This window comes from Curtobacterium sp. Curtsp57, assembly GCF_047324335.1.
Classification (GTDB): Bacteria; Actinomycetota; Actinomycetes; order Actinomycetales; family Microbacteriaceae; genus Curtobacterium.
In genome coordinates this window covers 2,964,507-2,981,320 of record NZ_CP168511.1, presented here as the reverse complement: position 1 = coordinate 2,981,320, position 16,814 = coordinate 2,964,507, and the positions used below count along the sequence as shown (strand labels likewise).

The window sequence follows — 16,814 nt, the reverse complement described above, 5'->3', positions numbered from 1 at the left end:
CCTCGACGACAGAACGCCCCCTCGAACGCTCCGTGAGGAGTACGTCGAGGGGGCGTTTCCATCTGGTCAGAGACCGAGCAGTTTCCGCTTCGCCGCAGTGAACTCCTCGTCCGTGAGGACGCCGGACTGGTGGAAGCCCGCGAGCCGCTCAAGCTCCGCGTTCAGGTCCGACGCGGCGGAGGGCGCCGGCGCGGCCGGGGCCTGAGCGGGCGCTGCGGCGTGCGGGAACGGCGACCCCTGGTAGTTCACGTGCTGCGTAGTCTCGCGGACGCGTAGAGCCTCCCGCGCGGTGTACGCGGCGTCGTTCAGGGCAGTGACCCCCTCGCGGAAGTTCGGGATGTCCTCGAGCACCACCGTCTCGCTCGATCCGTCTGCACGCCTCGCGTGCAGCGTGATGGTCCCCAGCCCCCGAGCACGTTGGGCCATGGACTGCTTCGCGTCGACGTCGAAGATCTCGTGCGTTCGGATCTGCTGCGCGTTCGTCCGGATCGTGCCCGACTCGAAGTACAGGTACTCCGGCGTCAGCGTGTACCGACCGCCGCCGATGCCGGTCAGAGGCTTCCCCACCGCCGACCAGATGGTGTCCGGGTACGCCTGCGCCTCGCGGGTGACCATCGCCCGTCCAGCGTCCGCGAGCTTCGCCCCGAGCCCGGCGCGCTGCGGAGCGTTCTCCTGCGTCCGCTCGGTCCACTGCTGGCCGTCCCACCAGCGGCTCGTGCCCTGCGCGTCCGGATAGAAGCCTGCAGGGGGCGGCGGTGTGTTCGTCATGGTCGCAGCGTAGCGGCGACCTGTGAGACCGAACAGCCCACGTCCGCGGGGCTTGGCTTACGGTGTCCGCGATGACGTTCCGTAACCGAGCTGGCCGGCGTGGCGCCCCGGTCCGCTAGGAAGCGTGCCAGCCTTCCACCATGACCGATCCGATGGTGATGCCCCTCGACGAACCGATGATCCTCGATCTTCCCGCCGGCGTGACTCAGGTGACGCGCGGCCGCCCAGACCTGTGGGTGTTCGTCCGTGCCGGCGTCCGAGTCGCGACAGTGCGGCACACCCCCGAGAGCGAGTACCGATGGCACGTTCGGCCAGCGTCACCGATGGTCGACGAGGACGACGCCACCTTCGACAGCTGGGCCGAAGTGCTGCGGGTCATCGACGGACTCCCGCAGCCAGAGGTGTGACCGCGATGTCGGTGGTGCACATGATCCTGCTGCGGTGACCGACCACAAGTGGGCACCGCCCGAGCACCAGGACGTCCCGATCTACGCCGCGGAATCGATGCCCGCCGACGCCGTCGGCACCCCACAGCCGGTTGACCCGCCACAGCCGGTCTGGGTGTCCCGGCTCCGGTTCGAGCAAATCGGCGTGCTCGAAAAGGTGAAGGCGTTCGCCGTCGCTCGATCCGACGTCGCCGTGTTCGTCGAGATCGCGTGGCAGGGACGGCTGCAGCGCGCCTGGGTGCCCCGCGACACCGTGACCACCCGCACGCTCGCACCTCGCCGCGACTGATGGCTCGCCGGCGCCGTGACCGATGGGCGCTCGGCCCCGCGCTCAGCCTCCCCGAGGCGGCGTACGGCGGTCCCATCTACGACCTGCCAGCGCCCGACGCGGTCCTCGCGTGGATCACGTTCCCCGACCGGCACCTCGAGGTGGAGGCGCATGTCCTGGCGCACACGGAGCGCGCCGTGCTCGTCGAGTGGGGGTTCGGGCAGGCCGCCGAGAGCGCGTGGGTCTGGCGAGACGCCGTCTGGAAACCTGAGGTGATCTAGGGTTGTGGCGACCCTCGGGAGGGAAACGGTGTCGACTACCTTCGTTGCACGTCCGCAGCCAACGACGTCGCGGCCGCGTGTTCTCGCGTTCGTGGATGAGACTGGCGACCGTGGCGTTGGTCCGACAAGCTCACGATTCTTCGCGATGGCCGGAGTCTCTATAGCCGAGGAAGCGTATCCGCAGTTGCAGCGGGCGGTGATCTATCTGCGCCAGCAACTTCGCGTGCCTGCCAACAAAGCGCTCCATTGGCAGGAGCACGTGAAGCGGTTCTCACGACGTCAGTTCGTCACGACCACGCTCACCGCCGTTCCCGGGATCGTCCTCAACTACGTCATCTTCGAAAAGGCTGCCATCCCGGCGACTGCGGGATTGCGATCCTCACAAGCAACGTTCTACAACTACACCGCTGGCCTTCTGATGGAGCGGCTCCTGCTAACTGCCGAGCATTGGCCTGGGGGCGCCCGGGACCTCAAGGTCGACCTTGGTCACGTCCGGGGGTTCAACCATGACGAGACCCTCAACTACTTCGCGCTGAAGCGCTCACGAGCGCAAGGCCCTGCCAACTGGGGTCTGCTCGAAGGCGTTCCACGATTCCTAGGGATGATGTCGAACGGCGGCATGCAAGCGGCAGACCAGTTCGCCGGGATGCTCTCGGCAGCGCTGAAGCCCGATGAATTCGGGGGCTTCGAGCCACAGCATCTCCTACACGCACGCCCGCTGATCCGACGCAACTGGCAGGGCAGGAGCGATGGGTACGGCTTCAAGGTGATGGCTCAGCCCAACACGATGAGCTCGTTCCCCTGGTGGCCGAGCGGCGGGGTGTGAAACGAGCCCCCAAGCGGCCCGAGGCACCGCAACCGATCAGCGTCGGAAGGGTCTGGCAGCAGACCTGGTGTTCTTCCCCGTGGCCTCTTGGAGGCTCGTTCAGTGCAACCTAGCACGTTGGGATGACATTCCCTCGAACGCCGCGGACGCCACGACGAAAGACCCCCACCAGGCTCCCGAAGGAACCCGGTGGGGGTCTCGTTGTGTCTCCCGAAGCGGCGGGCTACGGTGTGCTGGTGAGTCTCATGAACGCGATCCGCGCGGTCCTCGAGCGGCACGACCCGAAGCGGCCGCACGACGCCGTGACCTGCGAGGTCTGCGGCGAGCTCGTGCCCCGCAACGCCGGCCACTGGGACGCGAACTACGGCGAGCTCCTCTGCGGCTCCGCCGAGTGCGAGGAACGCGCCGCAGCGACCCGCTCCTGGTGATCCCGACTACTTGATCACCAGGTCGTCGAGACGCCCGCCGGCGCTGCTCAGGTCCGTGATGCGGAACCCGTGCTTCGTGTTCGACGCCATCGCCGTCTGCCCCGTCGCGGTGAACGCGGACACCCCGTCGACGTAGATCGTCAGCGTCCCACCCGTGTGCACGACGCGGACCACGGAGCCCGACTTCACCTCGACGGTCAGCGCGGACCCGACCTGCGTGAAGCTCCCCGCGGTCTTCGTGTACACCTTCGCGTTCCCGACGCCGGTGTTGAAGACGTCGAGCGCCCACATGTTCGACAGGTCGGCCGCCCGCCACACCGGGCCGGAGCCCTTCGACGTGATCGCCGACATCGTGAGCGACAGGTCGACGTCGCCCTTCCCGGAGTCGTACACGGCGCACGATTCACCGACCGCGCCGGAGTCCGACCGGTACGCCTTGTTCGCGATCGTCCCGAACGTGCTGCCGCCGAGGATCGAGTATCCCTGCGCGTAGAGGTTCGACCCGAGGCTGGTGCTGTTCGGCCGGTTGAAGGAGTCGTAGAACTGCGTCGGCGCCTTGATGCCGTAGTTCTGGCCCTCCCGGTACGACACCGCGCCGAGCGCGGTCTCGATCGCCTGGGCGATGAACGCCGACCCGCGGTCGTTCGGGTGCTGCCCGTCCGGACCGACCATCGTGGCCGTGTTCCAGCCCGTCGCAGGATCCGCGATGACCACGGACCCATCGGTCGGGTACTGCGCCACGACGTCGCGCAAGTACTGGTTGTACCGGTCGACGTCCGCGTCCGTCGGCGGCGTCGAGTAGCGCGCGTACCCAGCGGCCGTGCACTTCGTGTCGAGCACGACGACGACCGTCGGGACGAACTCGCCCGGCCCGCGGACCCAGTCGATGATGCCCTTCACGTTCGCCTTGAACGTGGCCTCCGGGACCTGGTTGCCGACGTCGTTCTGGTTCCCCATGAACGTCACGACGCCGTAGTCGCCGCGCTGCCAGGTCGCTTTCACCTTGGCGAGAATGTCGGCCGCGCGAGCGCCACTCACCGTCTGGTTCACGAACAGCGACGCGTCCGTGTCGAGATCGTCGCGAACGCGCAGCGGGTACAGGCTGCTCGCGCCGGCGTTCACCGGCGTCTGCTGCTGCCCGAACGAGTGCCCGTACGCGTAGTACCTCGTGCCCTGCAGCGTCATCGTCTGCCGGCCGGCGGTGACGACGATGTTCCCGTTCCCGTCGGGGCTGACGCCGTTGATCGTCAGAGCCGCCGCGACGGCGCGATCGAGGGCGGCGCGGACGTCCGAAGCGAGGTCCGTCTTCGGGATCCCGCTGGTCGGCTTCGTGTACTTCCCGAGGGCAGCGTCGATTGCCTTCTGGTCGTCGAGCGGAAGGTCGAGGAAGGCGGTCATCCCGTCGCCCGTCCGGTACTCCCCGTCATGCTCGTTGCCCGGGTCGATGACCACGGTCGGCTCGCCGGCCTCGAGCACCGGGTTCGCCGCGGACCAGACTTCCCACGTGTCTCGGCGAAGCCTGATCTGCTTGTAGTCGGCCATGCTGCCCTGCTTCCTCTACTGCTCCGGCGTGGCCGGGTCGGTCGGCGTGCTGATCGTCGGAGTGCAGTCTCCTGACACGTCCGTGGTGGTGCTGTCGGTGAAGGTGAACCGGTAGGCCGTCCCGGAGTCCGTGGCGACGCACGTGACCGAGGAGACGCCGCGACCATCTCGTCCGTCGGATCCGTCCTTGCCGTCCGCTCCGGCCGGTCCGGTCGCGCCGGTGGGGCCTTGCGGCCCGGTCGCCCCGGTGGTCCCGGTTGCGCCGGTCTGACCAGGCACGCCCATGTCACCGGCTGCGCCTGCAGCTCCTGGGATGCCCGCCGCCCCGTCCTTGCCGTCGACGCCGTCGCGACCGTCCGAGCCGTCCGCCCCGTCCGCGCCAGGGACACCGGCCGCGCCCGTGGCACCGGTCGCACCGGAGGTCGGAGCCGACGGCACATCGTCCGGGTTCGTCGTGGATGGTCGGACGCCCTGCTGCTCGGACTCGTCGTACAGCTTCGAGTACTCGTCGAACAGCCGGTCGTACCGCTTCGCGGCCTCCGAGCTCGACGCTCCGAGCTGGAAGTTCCGAGTGCGCAGCGCGTCGATCGTCGCGACCTGTGACGCGACGAGCGCGATGACCGCCGAGATCGCCGCTACGACGACGACCCAGGTGATGACCGACTGCCACGCAGCGGTGAACAGGCTGCGGACGAACCGCAGCGCCAGGCGTGAGCGGGTCACGGTGAACCTCCTCGAGCGAGCAGAATGCCGACGATCGCCGTGATGATGGGACCTGCGATCGCGAGCGCGACGGAGAGCGTCATGGTCTTCCGCATGCGGTCCGCGTCGGCGCGCTGTGCGGCTTCCGCGCGGTCGCGCTCCGACGACTTCGTGTGGAAGCCATCGATCTCGTCGCGGATCGACCTCTTCCACTCCTCCATCGCGCGCTTGTCCGAGTCATAAGCGGCCTGCGTAACGACCTTTCCGCCGAGGGAGTCGATCGACTGCTGAACCCGCTCGAGGCCCCGCATGAGCTCCCACCCGGTGGGTTCCGGTCCCTGTGGCTCAGGCACGGGTCCCCCTTCCATGGCTCAGGGCGGTCAGGACGTCGCGAGGTGCTTCGGGGCGTCGTCGTCCGGAACGGTGCCCGACTGCTCCGACTCGGCCCCGCCGACCACCGGGACGAGCGAGCCGTCCGGCGCGGTGGTGTGCGTGACGAACGGGGACAAGTCGAGGTCCTCGGCGTCGAGCGGCTCCGGGCTCGCTGACACGGTCGTGATGCTCGGCACGCCAGGGTCCGAAGTCGAGCCAGCGTCGACGACCTTCGCAGCGTCAGTCCGCACCGTCACGCCGACCTGCACCGCGACGGCCTTCAGCGCCGCGGTGAGGAACAGGATCAGCGTGGCCTGCGTGAAGTGGCCGTCCGGGATCGTCGCGATCAGAGCCGACACGATCGCGCCGACGATCGCTGCTCCGGTCTTGAGCGCGCCGGCCCACTTCCCGGGCACGAGCGGCAGCACGAGCGCCGCTCCCGTCGTCGCGAGCAGCAGGATGAGCTGCGTGATGGTCTGCCACCCGAGCAGGGCGGTGCCGGTGCGCTGTGCCGCGTCGAACACGCCCAGCACGGCGACGCCGAGAGGGAGGATCGCTGCGAGGTAGCGGGTGCTGGTGGTGGTCATCGGATGCCCTTCCCGTCGACGTCGGTGTAGCGGAAGCCGCGGAACATGTCCTTCGGCTGCGGCCCGTCGAGGACGACGGCGCCGAGTTGCGCGGCGAGCGCGAGCTCGTTCGCGTTGCGGATGTGGTCGTAGGTCTTCGTGTTCCGGTCGAAGAGCCAGGTGTCGGTGCCCGGCCCCTTTCCGATGAGGGTCTTCGCGACCAGCGGCTTGAATGACATGTCGTCCTCCTCTGGGACGGTCGGTGTGACGGTGTCGGTGATCGGCGCACCAGCGCCGCCACCGGGTGAGAGGACAGCGCCGCCGTACGACGACTGCCATCCGTTGATGCGGCGCCCGCCGGTCTGCACCTGACGGCGACCGAACGTGACGGTCGAGATGACGCCGACGCCGGCCGCGTCGGTGCCGACGAGTTCCCAGTCGCGCCAATCGGCCGAGTCGAGGCCAACGCCGGTGAACATCGCGACGTCGCCGTACATCCAGTTCTCGTCGCCCGCCCACCGCGGGCCGTCCGTCGCGCCGAACGACGCGATCGCGCCGCGGAACGGCCGCTGCTCGAGAGTGTGCCGATGCTCGGCGGGCGCGTTCGCCCACGCAGCGACAGCGTGCGGTAGGCCAGTGGTGTTGTGGAACGCGCCGAGCGCGAGCCAGTTCCACCGCGTGCACTTCCCGGGCTGGTTCCGGCCCGCGCCGTAGCGGACTCCGTTGTCGCCGAGGCCCGCCATCGAGGCGAACACCGACGGTGCGTTGGACACGTCGATCACGGTCACGAGCTGTGCTCCTTAACGACGAACGCCGCCCCGGTCGGGACGGCGTGAGACTGCGATGTGCGCGGGCTACATGCCCGCGGTGAGGTACCCGGCGACACGGTTGTTGCCGAGCCAGGTGCCGTTCGTGGTGTTCTTCGCGCGGATCTGCACCGACGTCGGACTCGTTGCCGGGTTGTCCCAGACGATGCAGTCAGCGACCAGCGCGACCGCGTCGACCCCAGCGTTGCGCATGGTGATCTGGAACCAGTTCGGGACGAACCCGAGACCGTGGCGGACGACGAGGATCCCGTTCGCGGCGGTGACGTCGTTGAATCCGACACGCTTCTCGAGCGGCACCAGCGGCGCCCACCCCGCCGCGCTGCTCTTCCACACGTACGGCCAGTCCGATGCCCCGACGAACGCCTGCCGACCCGGCCAGTTGCCGTCGCCGGGGAGCGCGTCGGTCGAGGGGTACCACTCGCCGGCATGGTCCCGGACCCAGTCGGCGAGATCGTTGTGGTCCGCGCGGATCGTCGGCGACGGATCGCCCTCGATGCGAGGGACGCCCTTCACGGGCTCCGGTGTCGTCGTCATGCTCGTCCTTCCATCAGGTGTGCCAGGTGATGTCGAGCGCGCCGGCCTGGCCGTCCTGCTGCGTGCCTCGGAAGATCGCGAACCCGGCGCCGTCGAACCCGACACCCCACTGAGCGCCCGCCTTCAGCTGGTCACCGAACGACGTCGGCAGTGGAACCCAGCCGGACGCGTTCGCCAGCGACACCAGATTGTTGATGACGGGCTGCCCGCCCGGGTTCGACTGGTAGCCGTGCGTGCCGATACGGGGCTGGTTGCCGCTGTTCCGCTCCGGGCTGAGGTAGATCGAGATCGCGTCGATCACCGCATCGTTCGGGAGCGTGTCGCCGACCTTCGAGCCGTAGAAGAACGCGGACTTGTTCGACGCGGACGCGTACACCTTGTTCGTCCACCAGCGGCCCTGGAACGACCCGGAGTCGATCGCCGTGAACGTCTGCCGCCCCGACCCACCCGACGGCGGCGGAGGAGGTGGCACGGGCGTCACCTGCCCCGCAGCGGCCGTTACGACCGCGACGACCGTGCCCGCCGCCTCGCCCTGCCAATCGATGAGGACGACGTCACCCACCGCCGGCGTGACGTTCGTCGGGTACCCCATCAGATCGCTGACACCCGACCCAGGCGGGTACTCGACCGTGCACCGCGGACTACCCGCCGTGAGCACCTTCCCGACCGTCGCCCGCTGCTTCACCGGGCCGAGCAGCAGGTACGTCTTCCCGACGCGCAGGAGACGCACCCCGTCTCCGACGATCGGCCAGTGCGCACCCAGCGCCGGGACACGCAGCTGGTTCCCGTCGAGGTTCACCACCGCCTGGTCGCCGTCCACGCCAGCGAACACACCGATCGTCGACGCGTCGAGCTCCGGCACGGCAGCGAGCTGCTCGGCGATCTTGTCAGCGGAGGTTGGGGACACGGTCGAGCACCTCACCTGTGATCGTCATCGTGCCGGCGGAACCGAACGAGTACTTCGTGAGCCGGACCGTCCACGTCGACGAGTCGTCGTCGACCGTGCGCACATCCCCGATCTCCACAGTCGGGTCGATGACGCACTGAATCGCGAGCGCCGACGCGCGAGGCTGCGACTTCTGCGCCAGCAGCTTCGGCGCGGCCGACCGTGCCTGCGCGTCCGTCGTGATCTGCGGCGACGAATAGAAGAACGGCACCCGGTGGAACGGTGTCCGTGGTCCGCCGTCGACCGTCGCGCGCAGCGGCCCCGACGTGATCCACAGCTCCGCGAGGATCTGCTGCTGGTCGCTCGTCTCCGAGCGGATCACCACGCCGTTGTAGACGCCGTCCGTGTCCAGCGACGCGCCCACCTGCGTGATCGTGCCGCCGGGCCCGACCGTCAGGTGACCGTCGGGGTCCGGTGCGTCCGCGGGTCGTGCCGTCAGGGTGCCATCCGACGCCATGTACGGGACGCCACCGATGATGTCGAACAGGTCTTTCAGGCCGGCGATGCGGCTCTCCTCGTACACGACCGCGCGGCGGATCGCGGCGTCCGGCAGCGACTTCGTCACCTGGAACCCCGTGAGGGCCGCAGCTTCCGCCCACACCGACGCCATGTTCGACGGGCTGGACTTCTTCGTGAACCGGTCACGCTGCACCTCGACCATGCGGTCCTTGAGCTCGAGCTCCACCTTCGAGCCGACCACGATGCGAGTCTCGCCGAGCCGGAACAGGGTGTCGTTCGCGGACGGGACGGACGTGATGGTGAAGTCACCGAGCTGCACGCGCTCCGTGAACGCCGTGCCGGCGCTGACGACGGCGTAGATGACGAGCCGAGAGCCGAACGGGGCGAGCCAGTCCTGCGGATCGTTCGGCGACAGCGACGTTCCCTGCGCGTCGGTCCACATCACCTTCAGCGAGTGTGACGCTTCCACCTCCGCCGAGCCGTCCCACTGGAACGACGGCTCCACGATCGGCAGCCCCTCGAACAGGCGCGTGCCGTCGTAGAACAGATCCGCCGTGTACTCGATCGTGAACGATCCGCCACTGAGGACCTCCGCGAGCTCGAGGGAGCGCTGCCGCGTCATCGTGCCTCCCTGAGGTCGAAGTCGGTCTCGAGGTCGAGGTACGTCAGGTACCCGTTCTCGATCGCGGAGTACGACGTGAACGAGTTCTCGATGTCGGAGTACGCCAGGAGCGCGCCGACGACGTTCTCGACGGGCGGGGCGACCTCGTCGCCGGTCAGCAGCCACCGCACCGCCGTGCCGCCGACCTGCGCGTCCTGAGGGACCCGCTCCGGCTGCTGCACGACGACGAACAGCGTCCCCGGGAGCCCGGTCGGCAACGACGATCGGACACACAGCACGGGGAGCTGCATGTCCTCGTACCCGCCGAACACCGAGGCCATGGCGGCATCGTCGTCAGCGGTCAGGGTCAGGGCGTTCAGGACGACGCCCGTCAGCCCGGTGCGCCCGGTCCCCACGTAGACGGGGACCGGGCGCCCGATCGGACGGACGATCTCGCCATCGAACGGCCGAACCAGCGATGGCACCGCGTCGAGCGCCAGGTGGACCTGCACGGCCCGCTCCGGATCGATCGGCTGGTGAATGACAGTGCCGCGGAACGGGACCGTCGTGGTGGACGACTCGGTGTAGCCCAGCGAGCTGCCAGCCGCGTCGAACATCTCCGCCCGGTACGTGATCGGAACGTTGAACGGTGGCTCCGTGTCGATGCCGCCGAACCCGCCGGACGCCGCGACGTCGATCAGCCCGCGCACCTTCATCACGCGGTCGCCGCCGAGACGGTACACGGTCGCCCGCGTCGCGCCGGCGTCGATCTCGGTGAACGTGATCTCGACGTGCGGCACGGGCGTCATCGTCGGCACCGCGACGAGCTCGGGACCCGCAACGGGGAACACGTAGGTCGCGGTGCCACCGTCAAGCACGGGGAGCGCCGGTCCGGACGCGTTCGCCGTGCTGCCGTCGAAGTAGTCCCCCAACGTGCTCCCGAGCTCTGTCAGGAACCCGTCGAGGTACATCGTCGCGCCGTTGACGAAGTTCGTCGCGTCGTCCGTGAGGACGTAGAACGTGACGAACTCTTGCGACGGCACGAACGGCCCTGAGGACACTCGGTGCCACTCCTCCAGGCCGGCAGTCCAGAACACCCGGTCGCCGCCGGAGGCGAATCCGGAAGCACCCTTCAGGTCGTAGATCTGGCCGGGCGTCCCCCCGGCCATGTACATCGATAACGTGTACGTCTGCCCGGGCGTCAGCCCGTGCACGTCCATCACCGCGTAGCCGTTCCCGGGCGTGCTCGTGTTGCGAACAAGCTTGACCGAGTGCGTGCCGAACTTGGCCTTCTCGGTGCTGATCGACCCGGTCCAGCTCGGACCGACGCCAACCCAGAGGGTGCCACTCTCGGACGACGGGTCGAGGACGAGGTTCGTGCGCTTCCCGGTGGAGGTGAACTCCTCCGACGTCGAGGCGTTCGGGGCGCCCGTCCAGCGATGCACAACATCGCCAGGACGGAGCGCGCCGCCACCATCGACCACTTCGGCGACCATCGTCAACCCTTCTTCCCGTTGCTGATGATCCGACGCGACTGGCCATCCGCCGACGAGATCCGGCCGTCCGCGACGTCCGCCACCTGCGCCAGCAGGTACTCCCCCGTGAACGGGTTCTGGACGTACACCGCGGCCGCGCTCCCAGACGCAGACCCAGACGGGAACGACGACGCACGAGTCAGGCTCGGCGCCGGCACCGTCGACGCGACAAGGTCAGTCACATCACCGAGCTGACGACGCAGCGCGCCCGTCTGTGAGCCGATACCGCCCATCAGGCCGCCCATGATCAGCTGGCCGTTGTTGAACAGGAGCTTCGCGTCTGTCGACGGCGGACCCTTCCACTCCGGGATCAGATTCGTCACCGACCCCAGCAGATCCTTCACGCCACCGATCGCGCCCTTGATCCCGTCGATCAGGCCGCCGATGATCTTCTTGCCCGCGTCGAGCAGCCACTGCCCTGCACCCGCGAGGGCACCCGTGACGACGCTCTGGATCTTCCCGATCGCGGAACCGACCGAGCCGACCGCGGCCGAGACGATCCCGCCGAGCGCACCGAACACGTTGCTGAACGTGCTCGACACGAACGACAGGGCCGAACTGATCACCGACCGGATCACGCTGAACGCACCCGAGATCACCGCGCCGATGGCGCTGAGCACCCCGGAGACGATCTGCTTCGCGCCGTTCCACACCTGCGACCAGTTGCCCGTCAGCAGGCCCGATATCACGTTCACGACGCCCGAGATGATCGTCGCCAGGGACTGGATGATCGGCACGATCGCGCCGACCACCGCGGTGACCACCGGCGTGATCGCCTCGAACGCGACCACGAGGACCTGAGACAGGACCGTCGCGATCTGCACGATCACCGGGATCAACGCCGAGACGATCGGAGCGATCGCCGCGAAGATCGGCGCCAGCGCACCCAGGAGAGCGTTGAGCACCGGCAGCACCGCCGCGATCAGCGGAGTGAACGCCGCAGCGACCTGCGCGACCACCGGGATCAGTGACGTGATGAGCGCCATCAGCGGTGGCAGGAGTGCGCTGATCAGCGGCGTCAGCGCCGCACTGAGCGACGCGAACGCCGGGGCAAGCGCGGCGATCACCTGCGTGAACACCGGCCCCAGCTGCTGGATCAGCGGCGTCACCGCGGCCGCCAGGGACGTGATCAGAGGAGCAAGCGCGGAGAACGCTGCACCGAGCACCGGCCCGAGCGTCGCCGCGAGGGAGCCCACCACGGACATGAGCGCGCCGAGTGCCTGCCCCATCGCGGGAAGCGCGGGGAGCAGCCCCTGGATGCCGACAGCGATCCCGGACACGGCAGCCTCGATGCCCGCACCGACACCAGGCTGGTTGAGCGCGTCCGCGATCCCGCCGATGAGCGCCCCCGCAGTCGCACCCAGACCCGCCAGCGCACCACTGATCGACGGCGCGAGGTTCGCGAACATCTCACCGATCGGACCCAGAGCGGCCGCGAGACCCGAAGCGCCAGCAGCTGCGCCTTCGAACACCGTCGTGAGCGCACCCTGGAACGCGGGCCCAGCGGTGAGCTGGTTGATCGCCGCGAGCCCGTTCGCCAACGTCTGCAGCCCGGACCCGCCAGCAGCGAACGCGGCGTCCGCGACGTTGCCGAGGATGCCGAACGTGTTCGAGAACACGGCGCCGAGCTGACCAAGCACCACGCCGGCCTGCTGCACCCATGCCGCCAGCTGCCCGTTCGACGTGACCGTCTGGATGAAGTCGTTGAACTGGATCGAGATGTCCGAGAACCAGTTCCCGATCCCCGGCAGGTACTGCGCCGCGAACGTGCTCAGCGACGCCAGCGACGCGGCGAACGCGTCCGTGCCCTGCGTCGAAGCGTCGATCGCCGCCGACAGCCCGCCGGTGATCGTGCCGATCACGCTCGCCGGGAACGCAGCCTGGAACGACTTCGCGACCGACGACGACCAGGACCCCAGCGACGACGCGACCGACGTCAGCCCATCCCGCAGCGACGGCAGCACGCCGTTCACCAGGTCGAGGATCGGTTGCTTCGCCTGCTCCCAGAACGACCCCGAGATCGAGTCCTGCAGCGCCGCGAACCCCGGCTTCAGCGAACCGAGCTGAGCGCCCGCGTCCGCCATCGCCGCCGCGAACACGCCGATCGCCGCACCGCCCGCGAGCAGGAGGCCCGGAAGCGGTGCGGCGAGAGCGGCAAGCGGCGCCAGAGCGGCACCCATCGTGACGAGTCCGGACACCGACGACAGCGCGACGGACCCGAGGCTGCCGATCGAGAGCGCCAGGCCAGCGATCGCCGGCACCGACCGGTCGAGGTTCGACAGGCTGGTGCCGATGTTCGACAGCGCCGACTGCGCCACTCGAGCACCCGACAGCGCCGCGAGCGCAGTCCCGACTGACGCCAGCGACTTCTTCGAGACGGCGAGCGTGAGATCCACGCGTCGGTTCCGCGCTGCGTACGCGATCTGCGCAGTCGCGGCACCCGTGTCGGCGTCGACGTTGATCGTCGCGTCGTGACTGTCGGCGAGCTTGTCGATGCGGTGCTCGGCGTCCTTCGTGTCCGCGTCAACACCAACCCGGACGCCGGCGGCCGACATGCGCTCCGTCGCGGCCTTCAGGTCCGCGCGTGCGCGAGCCGTGTCGATCGCGAGGCTGACCGTGACCTGCAGGGTCTTCTCGAGCTTCGAGAGGTAGCTCCGCACGTCCGGGCCGAACCGCTTCGTGTTCGGGACGACCGCGACCCAGACCTTGTTCGCCACGGGAGCCTCCTAGACCTTGCCGGAGGCGATCACCTCCATGAACCCGTCGACGTCGAACTCGGCGATCGTGGGCGCGAACAGGCGGACCTTCCGGGCGGCGCTCGGGCCGTCGAGCATCAGCTCCTTGGCCCGCTTCCCGCCGGCCATGCCGGCGATGAGGTTGTGCATGCGCAGCAGCAGCGCGGAGTCCTGCGACCACCCGGCGAACGAAAGCTCCGGCTTCCCGGACGTCGCCTCCTGCGGGTGCTCACGAAGCCACCGGGCCCGGAACAGAGACGCCGGATACGCGAGCAGCCCGTCGATGAGCTGCGCCGCGTATCCGGCGTCGAGGCGTCCGTCGAGGACGCCGAGGATGTTGAGGTGGTAGATCGACTGGAAGTCCGCGATCAGCTCGAGGCGGTAGCCGTCGATCCGTTCGCAGACGTCGACGATTCCCCCACTGCCCTCCCGTACTTCGCCAGGAGCGCGAGCAGAACCTGCTCGGGGTCGTCGAGTGTCGCAGACCAGGTCGCGTACGCATTCGGGTTCGCGGCCACGGACTCGAAGAAGTCGTCCACGTCCCCGAAGAAGTCGAGCGCGCCGGCGACGTCCGCGACGTCGTCGAGGTCGACGGTGAGCTTCCCGTCGTCGTCGAGCAGCTCGGAGAGGCGCGCGGCGAGGATCCGGAGACGGTTGCGGTGACGGATGCGCCACGGCAGCGGGAGGAGCTCGGGCTCACCGACGCGAGCGAGGAGCTCGGTCAGGGAGGCGAGTTGCTCCTGCTCGGTGAGGAGGGCCGGTTCCTGGTCCGCGGGCACCGCTGACGGGACGGCGGGCGGCGGCGGAGGGGTGATGGTGGGCTGACCGAAGGCGTTCGTGTCGCTCATGCTTGGGACCTTTCGAGGAGGCGGGACCGTGAGGGTGTGGACCCGGGGCAGGCAGGTCCCACCACCTGCCCCGGGGGTTCATCACGCGGCCTCGAGCGCCTTCGGCGGGTAGATCTTCATGATCCCGCCGCGCCCGTCCGCGAGGGCCGGGATCACCGCCTCGTCGGCCGCCTGAATCGACGACGACAGCGGCAGCTCGAGGAAGTTCTCCGTGTCGAACGACGGGGAGTCGCCGAGCTTCGTCGACGTGTTCGGGATGTAGAACCCGAGCTTCCCGGTCGTGTCCACGGCGAGGACGAACAGCGCCATCTCGAGGCCACCGTTCGACCCGGGCACGATGTACCCGCCGTCCTCGTCGACCTCACCGTTGAACGCGAGGTCCAGGTTCGGCTTGTCGAGCTGCAGCGCGTTGATCCCGAGGGACCACGACGTCGCCGCGTAGATGGTGCGGACGTTGTCCTGCAGCCACGTGGACAGAGCGGTCGCATCGCCGCCGTCAGTGGAGAACGAGACCATGTTCTCCTGCGACGTGTGACCGATGTTGACCCACCCCGTCGGGGCAGCGTTCAGGCCGAACGCGGACGGGCCCGCGGTCGGCATCGGGGTGTTCTTCGGCGCCGTGAACACGGTGCCGTGTCCAGGCACGACGAGGGTGCCGGCATCTGCGGGCATGGTGTGCTCCTTGCTGGTGAGTGAGAGGGTGCCGCTGGGGTGAGCGGTCAGAGTTCGCGCAGCAGCAGCGCCCACGACGCCGTGTACTGCACCCCGGTGTTGCCGCCGTCGGGTGACGTCGGCTGCCGTGTCGGCATGTCCTCGTCGTCGACCTGCTGGACTGCTCCGAGCCCGTCGATGCGGCTGTTGAACGGCCACGCGTGCACGAGGTCGTAGAGCTCGGAGGTCACGCGCCACGCATCCGCCGGTTCCCCGTGGACGTTCGCCGTGAGCTCCACGGTCCAGAGACCCGGACCGTTCGACACCTGGCCGTCGCCGGTCAGGCGGTACACGAGCGCCGGGAGGGTCCGCTCGAGCGTGGTGTCGTACTCGCCACCGATCGACGCTGCCGTGCTGTCGCGACGGAGCAGCGTGTCGATCAGGGTCTCGTGGTCGATCATGTCTGCCTCCCGCTGCCGTGCTGGCGGGCGGCGTTCTGGAGGCCGTGGATCCCCGGCACCCAGCGCCCTGTCGGCTCTGAGGTCTTCGGGTTCACGGCCATGTGGCCGAACTCGAGGAACGACGCCACCGGGTGGTCGAAGACGACGCGCGGCTCGCGGACGCCCTTGTACGTCTCTTCCTCGACGTGGACGAACGCTGCTGCGTCTCCGTGGCCGGCGTAGTTCGCGCGAGCATCCGTGGCGATTGCCTCAGCAATGGCCTGCAGCTCCGGATCGGAGCCGACCATCTTGGCGACGTCGGTGCTGAGGTTCCGGTCGATCTGAGCCATGGCTCACCCCGTTCCTGCCGGTCGGACACGCGCGAGAGTGACCTCCCAGTGCGCGGTCGCCGGCGACGACGCGTACTCCCGCGGCGCCCCGGCGAGGCCCCACTGCTCGCCATCCGTGTCGGTGACGAGCGCGTTGACGTCGCCGACCCATGAACGTGACGTCCACAGGCCAGTGCCGCGGTGGAAGAGGCCCCGGACGATGACCGGCGCCCCGTCGGCCACGAGCGTGACGCCGTGCGGCGTCTGCTGCGGCCGACGGGGCTGCACGGTCACCGTGTGAGGGCCGTTGTCGAGAAGGCTCATCGCGGTGGGATCCTCACTGCGACCGTGCCGGCCATGGTCTGCTGCGAGAACAGACCCGACAGGATCTCCACATCGTCGTTCGTGAACCAGAGGTTCCCAGACGCGACAGTCGCCCTCGTGCTGTACGTGTATCCGCCATCACCCTCGGACGCGAGGCCCTGCGGGTTCCTGAGGACGCGCAGCACCGCGTCGGCGATGATGCGCTTGTACAGGCCCGAGGTGAGGACGCCGGACAAGAGCCGTTGCGTGATGAACGGCCCCCATCGGGCGTCCGCGTAGTCCACTGCGTCCGCGATCTGCGTCTCCACGAACGGTTTCTCGAACCGGCCGAGGTCACCCTCGTACCGGTTCGCGACGTCGTCGTACTCGACCTTCACGGACGCCAT

The 16,814-nt window shown here is 68.8% G+C and carries 23 protein-coding genes; 5 read left to right on the top strand and 18 right to left on the bottom strand.

What is annotated here, in order from left to right; translation table 11 throughout:
• Positions 1-66: 66 nt before the first annotated feature.
• On the bottom strand, positions 67-768 hold the full coding sequence (locus ACEN9V_RS14355; protein ID WP_413600868.1) for a DUF2510 domain-containing protein: 702 nt from the start codon (positions 766-768) through the stop codon (positions 67-69).
• Positions 769-908: 140 nt separating this feature from the next.
• On the opposite strand from ACEN9V_RS14355, the gene ACEN9V_RS14350 reads away from it, so the two are divergent.
• The 5 genes from ACEN9V_RS14350 (at position 909) to ACEN9V_RS14330 (ending at position 3,017) form a co-directional block, all read left to right on the top strand.
• The gene (locus tag ACEN9V_RS14350) at positions 909-1,175 is read left to right on the top strand and encodes a hypothetical protein (protein WP_413600867.1); all 267 of its coding nucleotides are present in this window, start codon (positions 909-911) and stop codon (positions 1,173-1,175) included.
• Between the two features lie 34 nt (positions 1,176-1,209).
• Entirely contained in the window at positions 1,210-1,503 is a 294-nt protein-coding gene (locus ACEN9V_RS14345; RefSeq protein ID WP_413600866.1) for a hypothetical protein, read from the top strand.
• Positions 1,503-1,763, top strand: a complete 261-nt coding sequence (locus ACEN9V_RS14340) for a hypothetical protein (protein ID WP_413600865.1) — start codon at positions 1,503-1,505, stop codon at positions 1,761-1,763. Before ACEN9V_RS14345 ends, ACEN9V_RS14340 begins: the two co-directional genes overlap by 1 nt.
• A gap of 4 nt (positions 1,764-1,767) precedes the next feature.
• On the top strand, positions 1,768-2,589 hold the full coding sequence (locus tag ACEN9V_RS14335; RefSeq protein WP_413600864.1) for a DUF3800 domain-containing protein: 822 nt from the start codon (positions 1,768-1,770) through the stop codon (positions 2,587-2,589).
• Positions 2,590-2,825: 236 nt separating this feature from the next.
• Positions 2,826-3,017: a hypothetical protein gene (locus ACEN9V_RS14330; RefSeq protein WP_413600863.1), complete on the top strand. Its 192-nt coding sequence runs from the start codon at positions 2,826-2,828 to the stop codon at positions 3,015-3,017.
• Positions 3,018-3,023: 6 nt separating this feature from the next.
• On the opposite strand, the gene ACEN9V_RS14325 is transcribed toward ACEN9V_RS14330, so the two are convergent.
• The 17 genes from ACEN9V_RS14325 to ACEN9V_RS14245 all read right to left on the bottom strand — a co-directional run bounded on the left by ACEN9V_RS14325 (position 3,024) and on the right by ACEN9V_RS14245 (position 16,814).
• A complete protein-coding gene (locus tag ACEN9V_RS14325; protein ID WP_413600862.1) occupies positions 3,024-4,559 on the bottom strand; it encodes a GDSL-type esterase/lipase family protein in 1,536 nt (511 codons plus the stop codon).
• 15 nt (positions 4,560-4,574) lie between these two features.
• Positions 4,575-5,282, bottom strand: coding sequence for a hypothetical protein (locus tag ACEN9V_RS14320; protein ID WP_413600861.1), 708 nt, complete (start codon positions 5,280-5,282; stop codon positions 4,575-4,577).
• Positions 5,279-5,614 carry a hypothetical protein gene (locus ACEN9V_RS14315; RefSeq protein ID WP_413600860.1) on the bottom strand — a complete coding sequence of 112 codons (336 nt, stop codon included), beginning with the start codon at positions 5,612-5,614 and terminating at the stop codon, positions 5,279-5,281. The genes ACEN9V_RS14320 and ACEN9V_RS14315 overlap by 4 nt, the downstream gene beginning before the upstream one ends.
• Positions 5,615-5,641: 27 nt before the next feature.
• A complete protein-coding gene (locus ACEN9V_RS14310) occupies positions 5,642-6,220 on the bottom strand; it encodes a hypothetical protein (protein ID WP_413600859.1) in 579 nt (192 codons plus the stop codon).
• Entirely contained in the window at positions 6,217-6,987 is a 771-nt protein-coding gene (locus ACEN9V_RS14305; RefSeq protein ID WP_413600858.1) for a hypothetical protein, read from the bottom strand. The genes ACEN9V_RS14310 and ACEN9V_RS14305 overlap by 4 nt, the downstream gene beginning before the upstream one ends.
• Positions 6,988-7,053: 66 nt before the next feature.
• Entirely contained in the window at positions 7,054-7,560 is a 507-nt protein-coding gene (locus tag ACEN9V_RS14300) for a hypothetical protein (protein WP_413600857.1), read from the bottom strand.
• A gap of 13 nt (positions 7,561-7,573) precedes the next feature.
• Positions 7,574-8,467 carry a hypothetical protein gene (locus tag ACEN9V_RS14295; RefSeq protein WP_413600856.1) on the bottom strand — a complete coding sequence of 298 codons (894 nt, stop codon included), beginning with the start codon at positions 8,465-8,467 and terminating at the stop codon, positions 7,574-7,576.
• Positions 8,448-9,587, bottom strand: a complete 1,140-nt coding sequence (locus ACEN9V_RS14290; RefSeq protein WP_413600855.1) for a DUF5047 domain-containing protein — start codon at positions 9,585-9,587, stop codon at positions 8,448-8,450. Before ACEN9V_RS14290 ends, ACEN9V_RS14295 begins: the two co-directional genes overlap by 20 nt.
• Complete coding sequence (locus ACEN9V_RS14285) at positions 9,584-11,062, bottom strand: hypothetical protein (protein ID WP_413600854.1); 1,479 nt, start codon at positions 11,060-11,062, stop codon at positions 9,584-9,586. The genes ACEN9V_RS14290 and ACEN9V_RS14285 overlap by 4 nt, the downstream gene beginning before the upstream one ends.
• Positions 11,063-11,064: 2 nt before the next feature.
• On the bottom strand, positions 11,065-13,818 hold the full coding sequence (locus ACEN9V_RS14280) for a hypothetical protein (RefSeq protein WP_413600853.1): 2,754 nt from the start codon (positions 13,816-13,818) through the stop codon (positions 11,065-11,067).
• 9 nt (positions 13,819-13,827) lie between these two features.
• Complete coding sequence (locus ACEN9V_RS14275) at positions 13,828-13,986, bottom strand: hypothetical protein (RefSeq protein WP_413600852.1); 159 nt, start codon at positions 13,984-13,986, stop codon at positions 13,828-13,830.
• Between the two features lie 218 nt (positions 13,987-14,204).
• Positions 14,205-14,684 (bottom strand): hypothetical protein, encoded by a 480-nt coding sequence (locus ACEN9V_RS14270; RefSeq protein WP_413600851.1) that lies wholly within the window; start codon positions 14,682-14,684, stop codon positions 14,205-14,207.
• 81 nt (positions 14,685-14,765) lie between these two features.
• Positions 14,766-15,356 (bottom strand): hypothetical protein, encoded by a 591-nt coding sequence (locus ACEN9V_RS14265; protein ID WP_413600850.1) that lies wholly within the window; start codon positions 15,354-15,356, stop codon positions 14,766-14,768.
• 47 nt (positions 15,357-15,403) lie between these two features.
• Entirely contained in the window at positions 15,404-15,796 is a 393-nt protein-coding gene (locus ACEN9V_RS14260; protein WP_413600849.1) for a hypothetical protein, read from the bottom strand.
• A complete protein-coding gene (locus ACEN9V_RS14255) occupies positions 15,793-16,125 on the bottom strand; it encodes a DUF5403 family protein (RefSeq protein WP_413600848.1) in 333 nt (110 codons plus the stop codon). Before ACEN9V_RS14255 ends, ACEN9V_RS14260 begins: the two co-directional genes overlap by 4 nt.
• A 3-nt stretch (positions 16,126-16,128) precedes the next feature.
• On the bottom strand, positions 16,129-16,428 hold the full coding sequence (locus ACEN9V_RS14250; RefSeq protein WP_413600847.1) for a hypothetical protein: 300 nt from the start codon (positions 16,426-16,428) through the stop codon (positions 16,129-16,131).
• A complete protein-coding gene (locus tag ACEN9V_RS14245) occupies positions 16,425-16,814 on the bottom strand; it encodes a Gp19/Gp15/Gp42 family protein (protein ID WP_413600846.1) in 390 nt (129 codons plus the stop codon). Before ACEN9V_RS14245 ends, ACEN9V_RS14250 begins: the two co-directional genes overlap by 4 nt.

Coding starts and splice junctions, on each gene's coding strand:
- ACEN9V_RS14355 (WP_413600868.1), bottom strand. CDS start 768: ATGACGAACACACCGCCGCCCCCTGCAGGCTTCTATCCGGACGCGCAG.
- ACEN9V_RS14350 (WP_413600867.1), top strand. CDS start 909: ATGACCGATCCGATGGTGATGCCCCTCGACGAACCGATGATCCTCGAT.
- ACEN9V_RS14340 (WP_413600865.1), top strand. CDS start 1,503: ATGGCTCGCCGGCGCCGTGACCGATGGGCGCTCGGCCCCGCGCTCAGC.
- ACEN9V_RS14325 (WP_413600862.1), bottom strand. CDS start 4,559: ATGGCCGACTACAAGCAGATCAGGCTTCGCCGAGACACGTGGGAAGTC.
- ACEN9V_RS14310 (WP_413600859.1), bottom strand. CDS start 6,220: ATGACCACCACCAGCACCCGCTACCTCGCAGCGATCCTCCCTCTCGGC.
- ACEN9V_RS14300 (WP_413600857.1), bottom strand. CDS start 7,560: ATGACGACGACACCGGAGCCCGTGAAGGGCGTCCCTCGCATCGAGGGC.
- ACEN9V_RS14290 (WP_413600855.1), bottom strand. CDS start 9,587: ATGACGCGGCAGCGCTCCCTCGAGCTCGCGGAGGTCCTCAGTGGCGGA.
- ACEN9V_RS14285 (WP_413600854.1), bottom strand. CDS start 11,062: ATGGTCGCCGAAGTGGTCGATGGTGGCGGCGCGCTCCGTCCTGGCGAT.
- ACEN9V_RS14275 (WP_413600852.1), bottom strand. CDS start 13,986: ATGCACAACCTCATCGCCGGCATGGCCGGCGGGAAGCGGGCCAAGGAG.
- ACEN9V_RS14270 (WP_413600851.1), bottom strand. CDS start 14,684: ATGAGCGACACGAACGCCTTCGGTCAGCCCACCATCACCCCTCCGCCG.
- ACEN9V_RS14265 (WP_413600850.1), bottom strand. CDS start 15,356: ATGCCCGCAGATGCCGGCACCCTCGTCGTGCCTGGACACGGCACCGTG.
- ACEN9V_RS14260 (WP_413600849.1), bottom strand. CDS start 15,796: ATGATCGACCACGAGACCCTGATCGACACGCTGCTCCGTCGCGACAGC.
- ACEN9V_RS14255 (WP_413600848.1), bottom strand. CDS start 16,125: ATGGCTCAGATCGACCGGAACCTCAGCACCGACGTCGCCAAGATGGTC.
- ACEN9V_RS14250 (WP_413600847.1), bottom strand. CDS start 16,428: ATGAGCCTTCTCGACAACGGCCCTCACACGGTGACCGTGCAGCCCCGT.
- ACEN9V_RS14245 (WP_413600846.1), bottom strand. CDS start 16,814: ATGGCGTCCGTGAAGGTCGAGTACGACGACGTCGCGAACCGGTACGAG.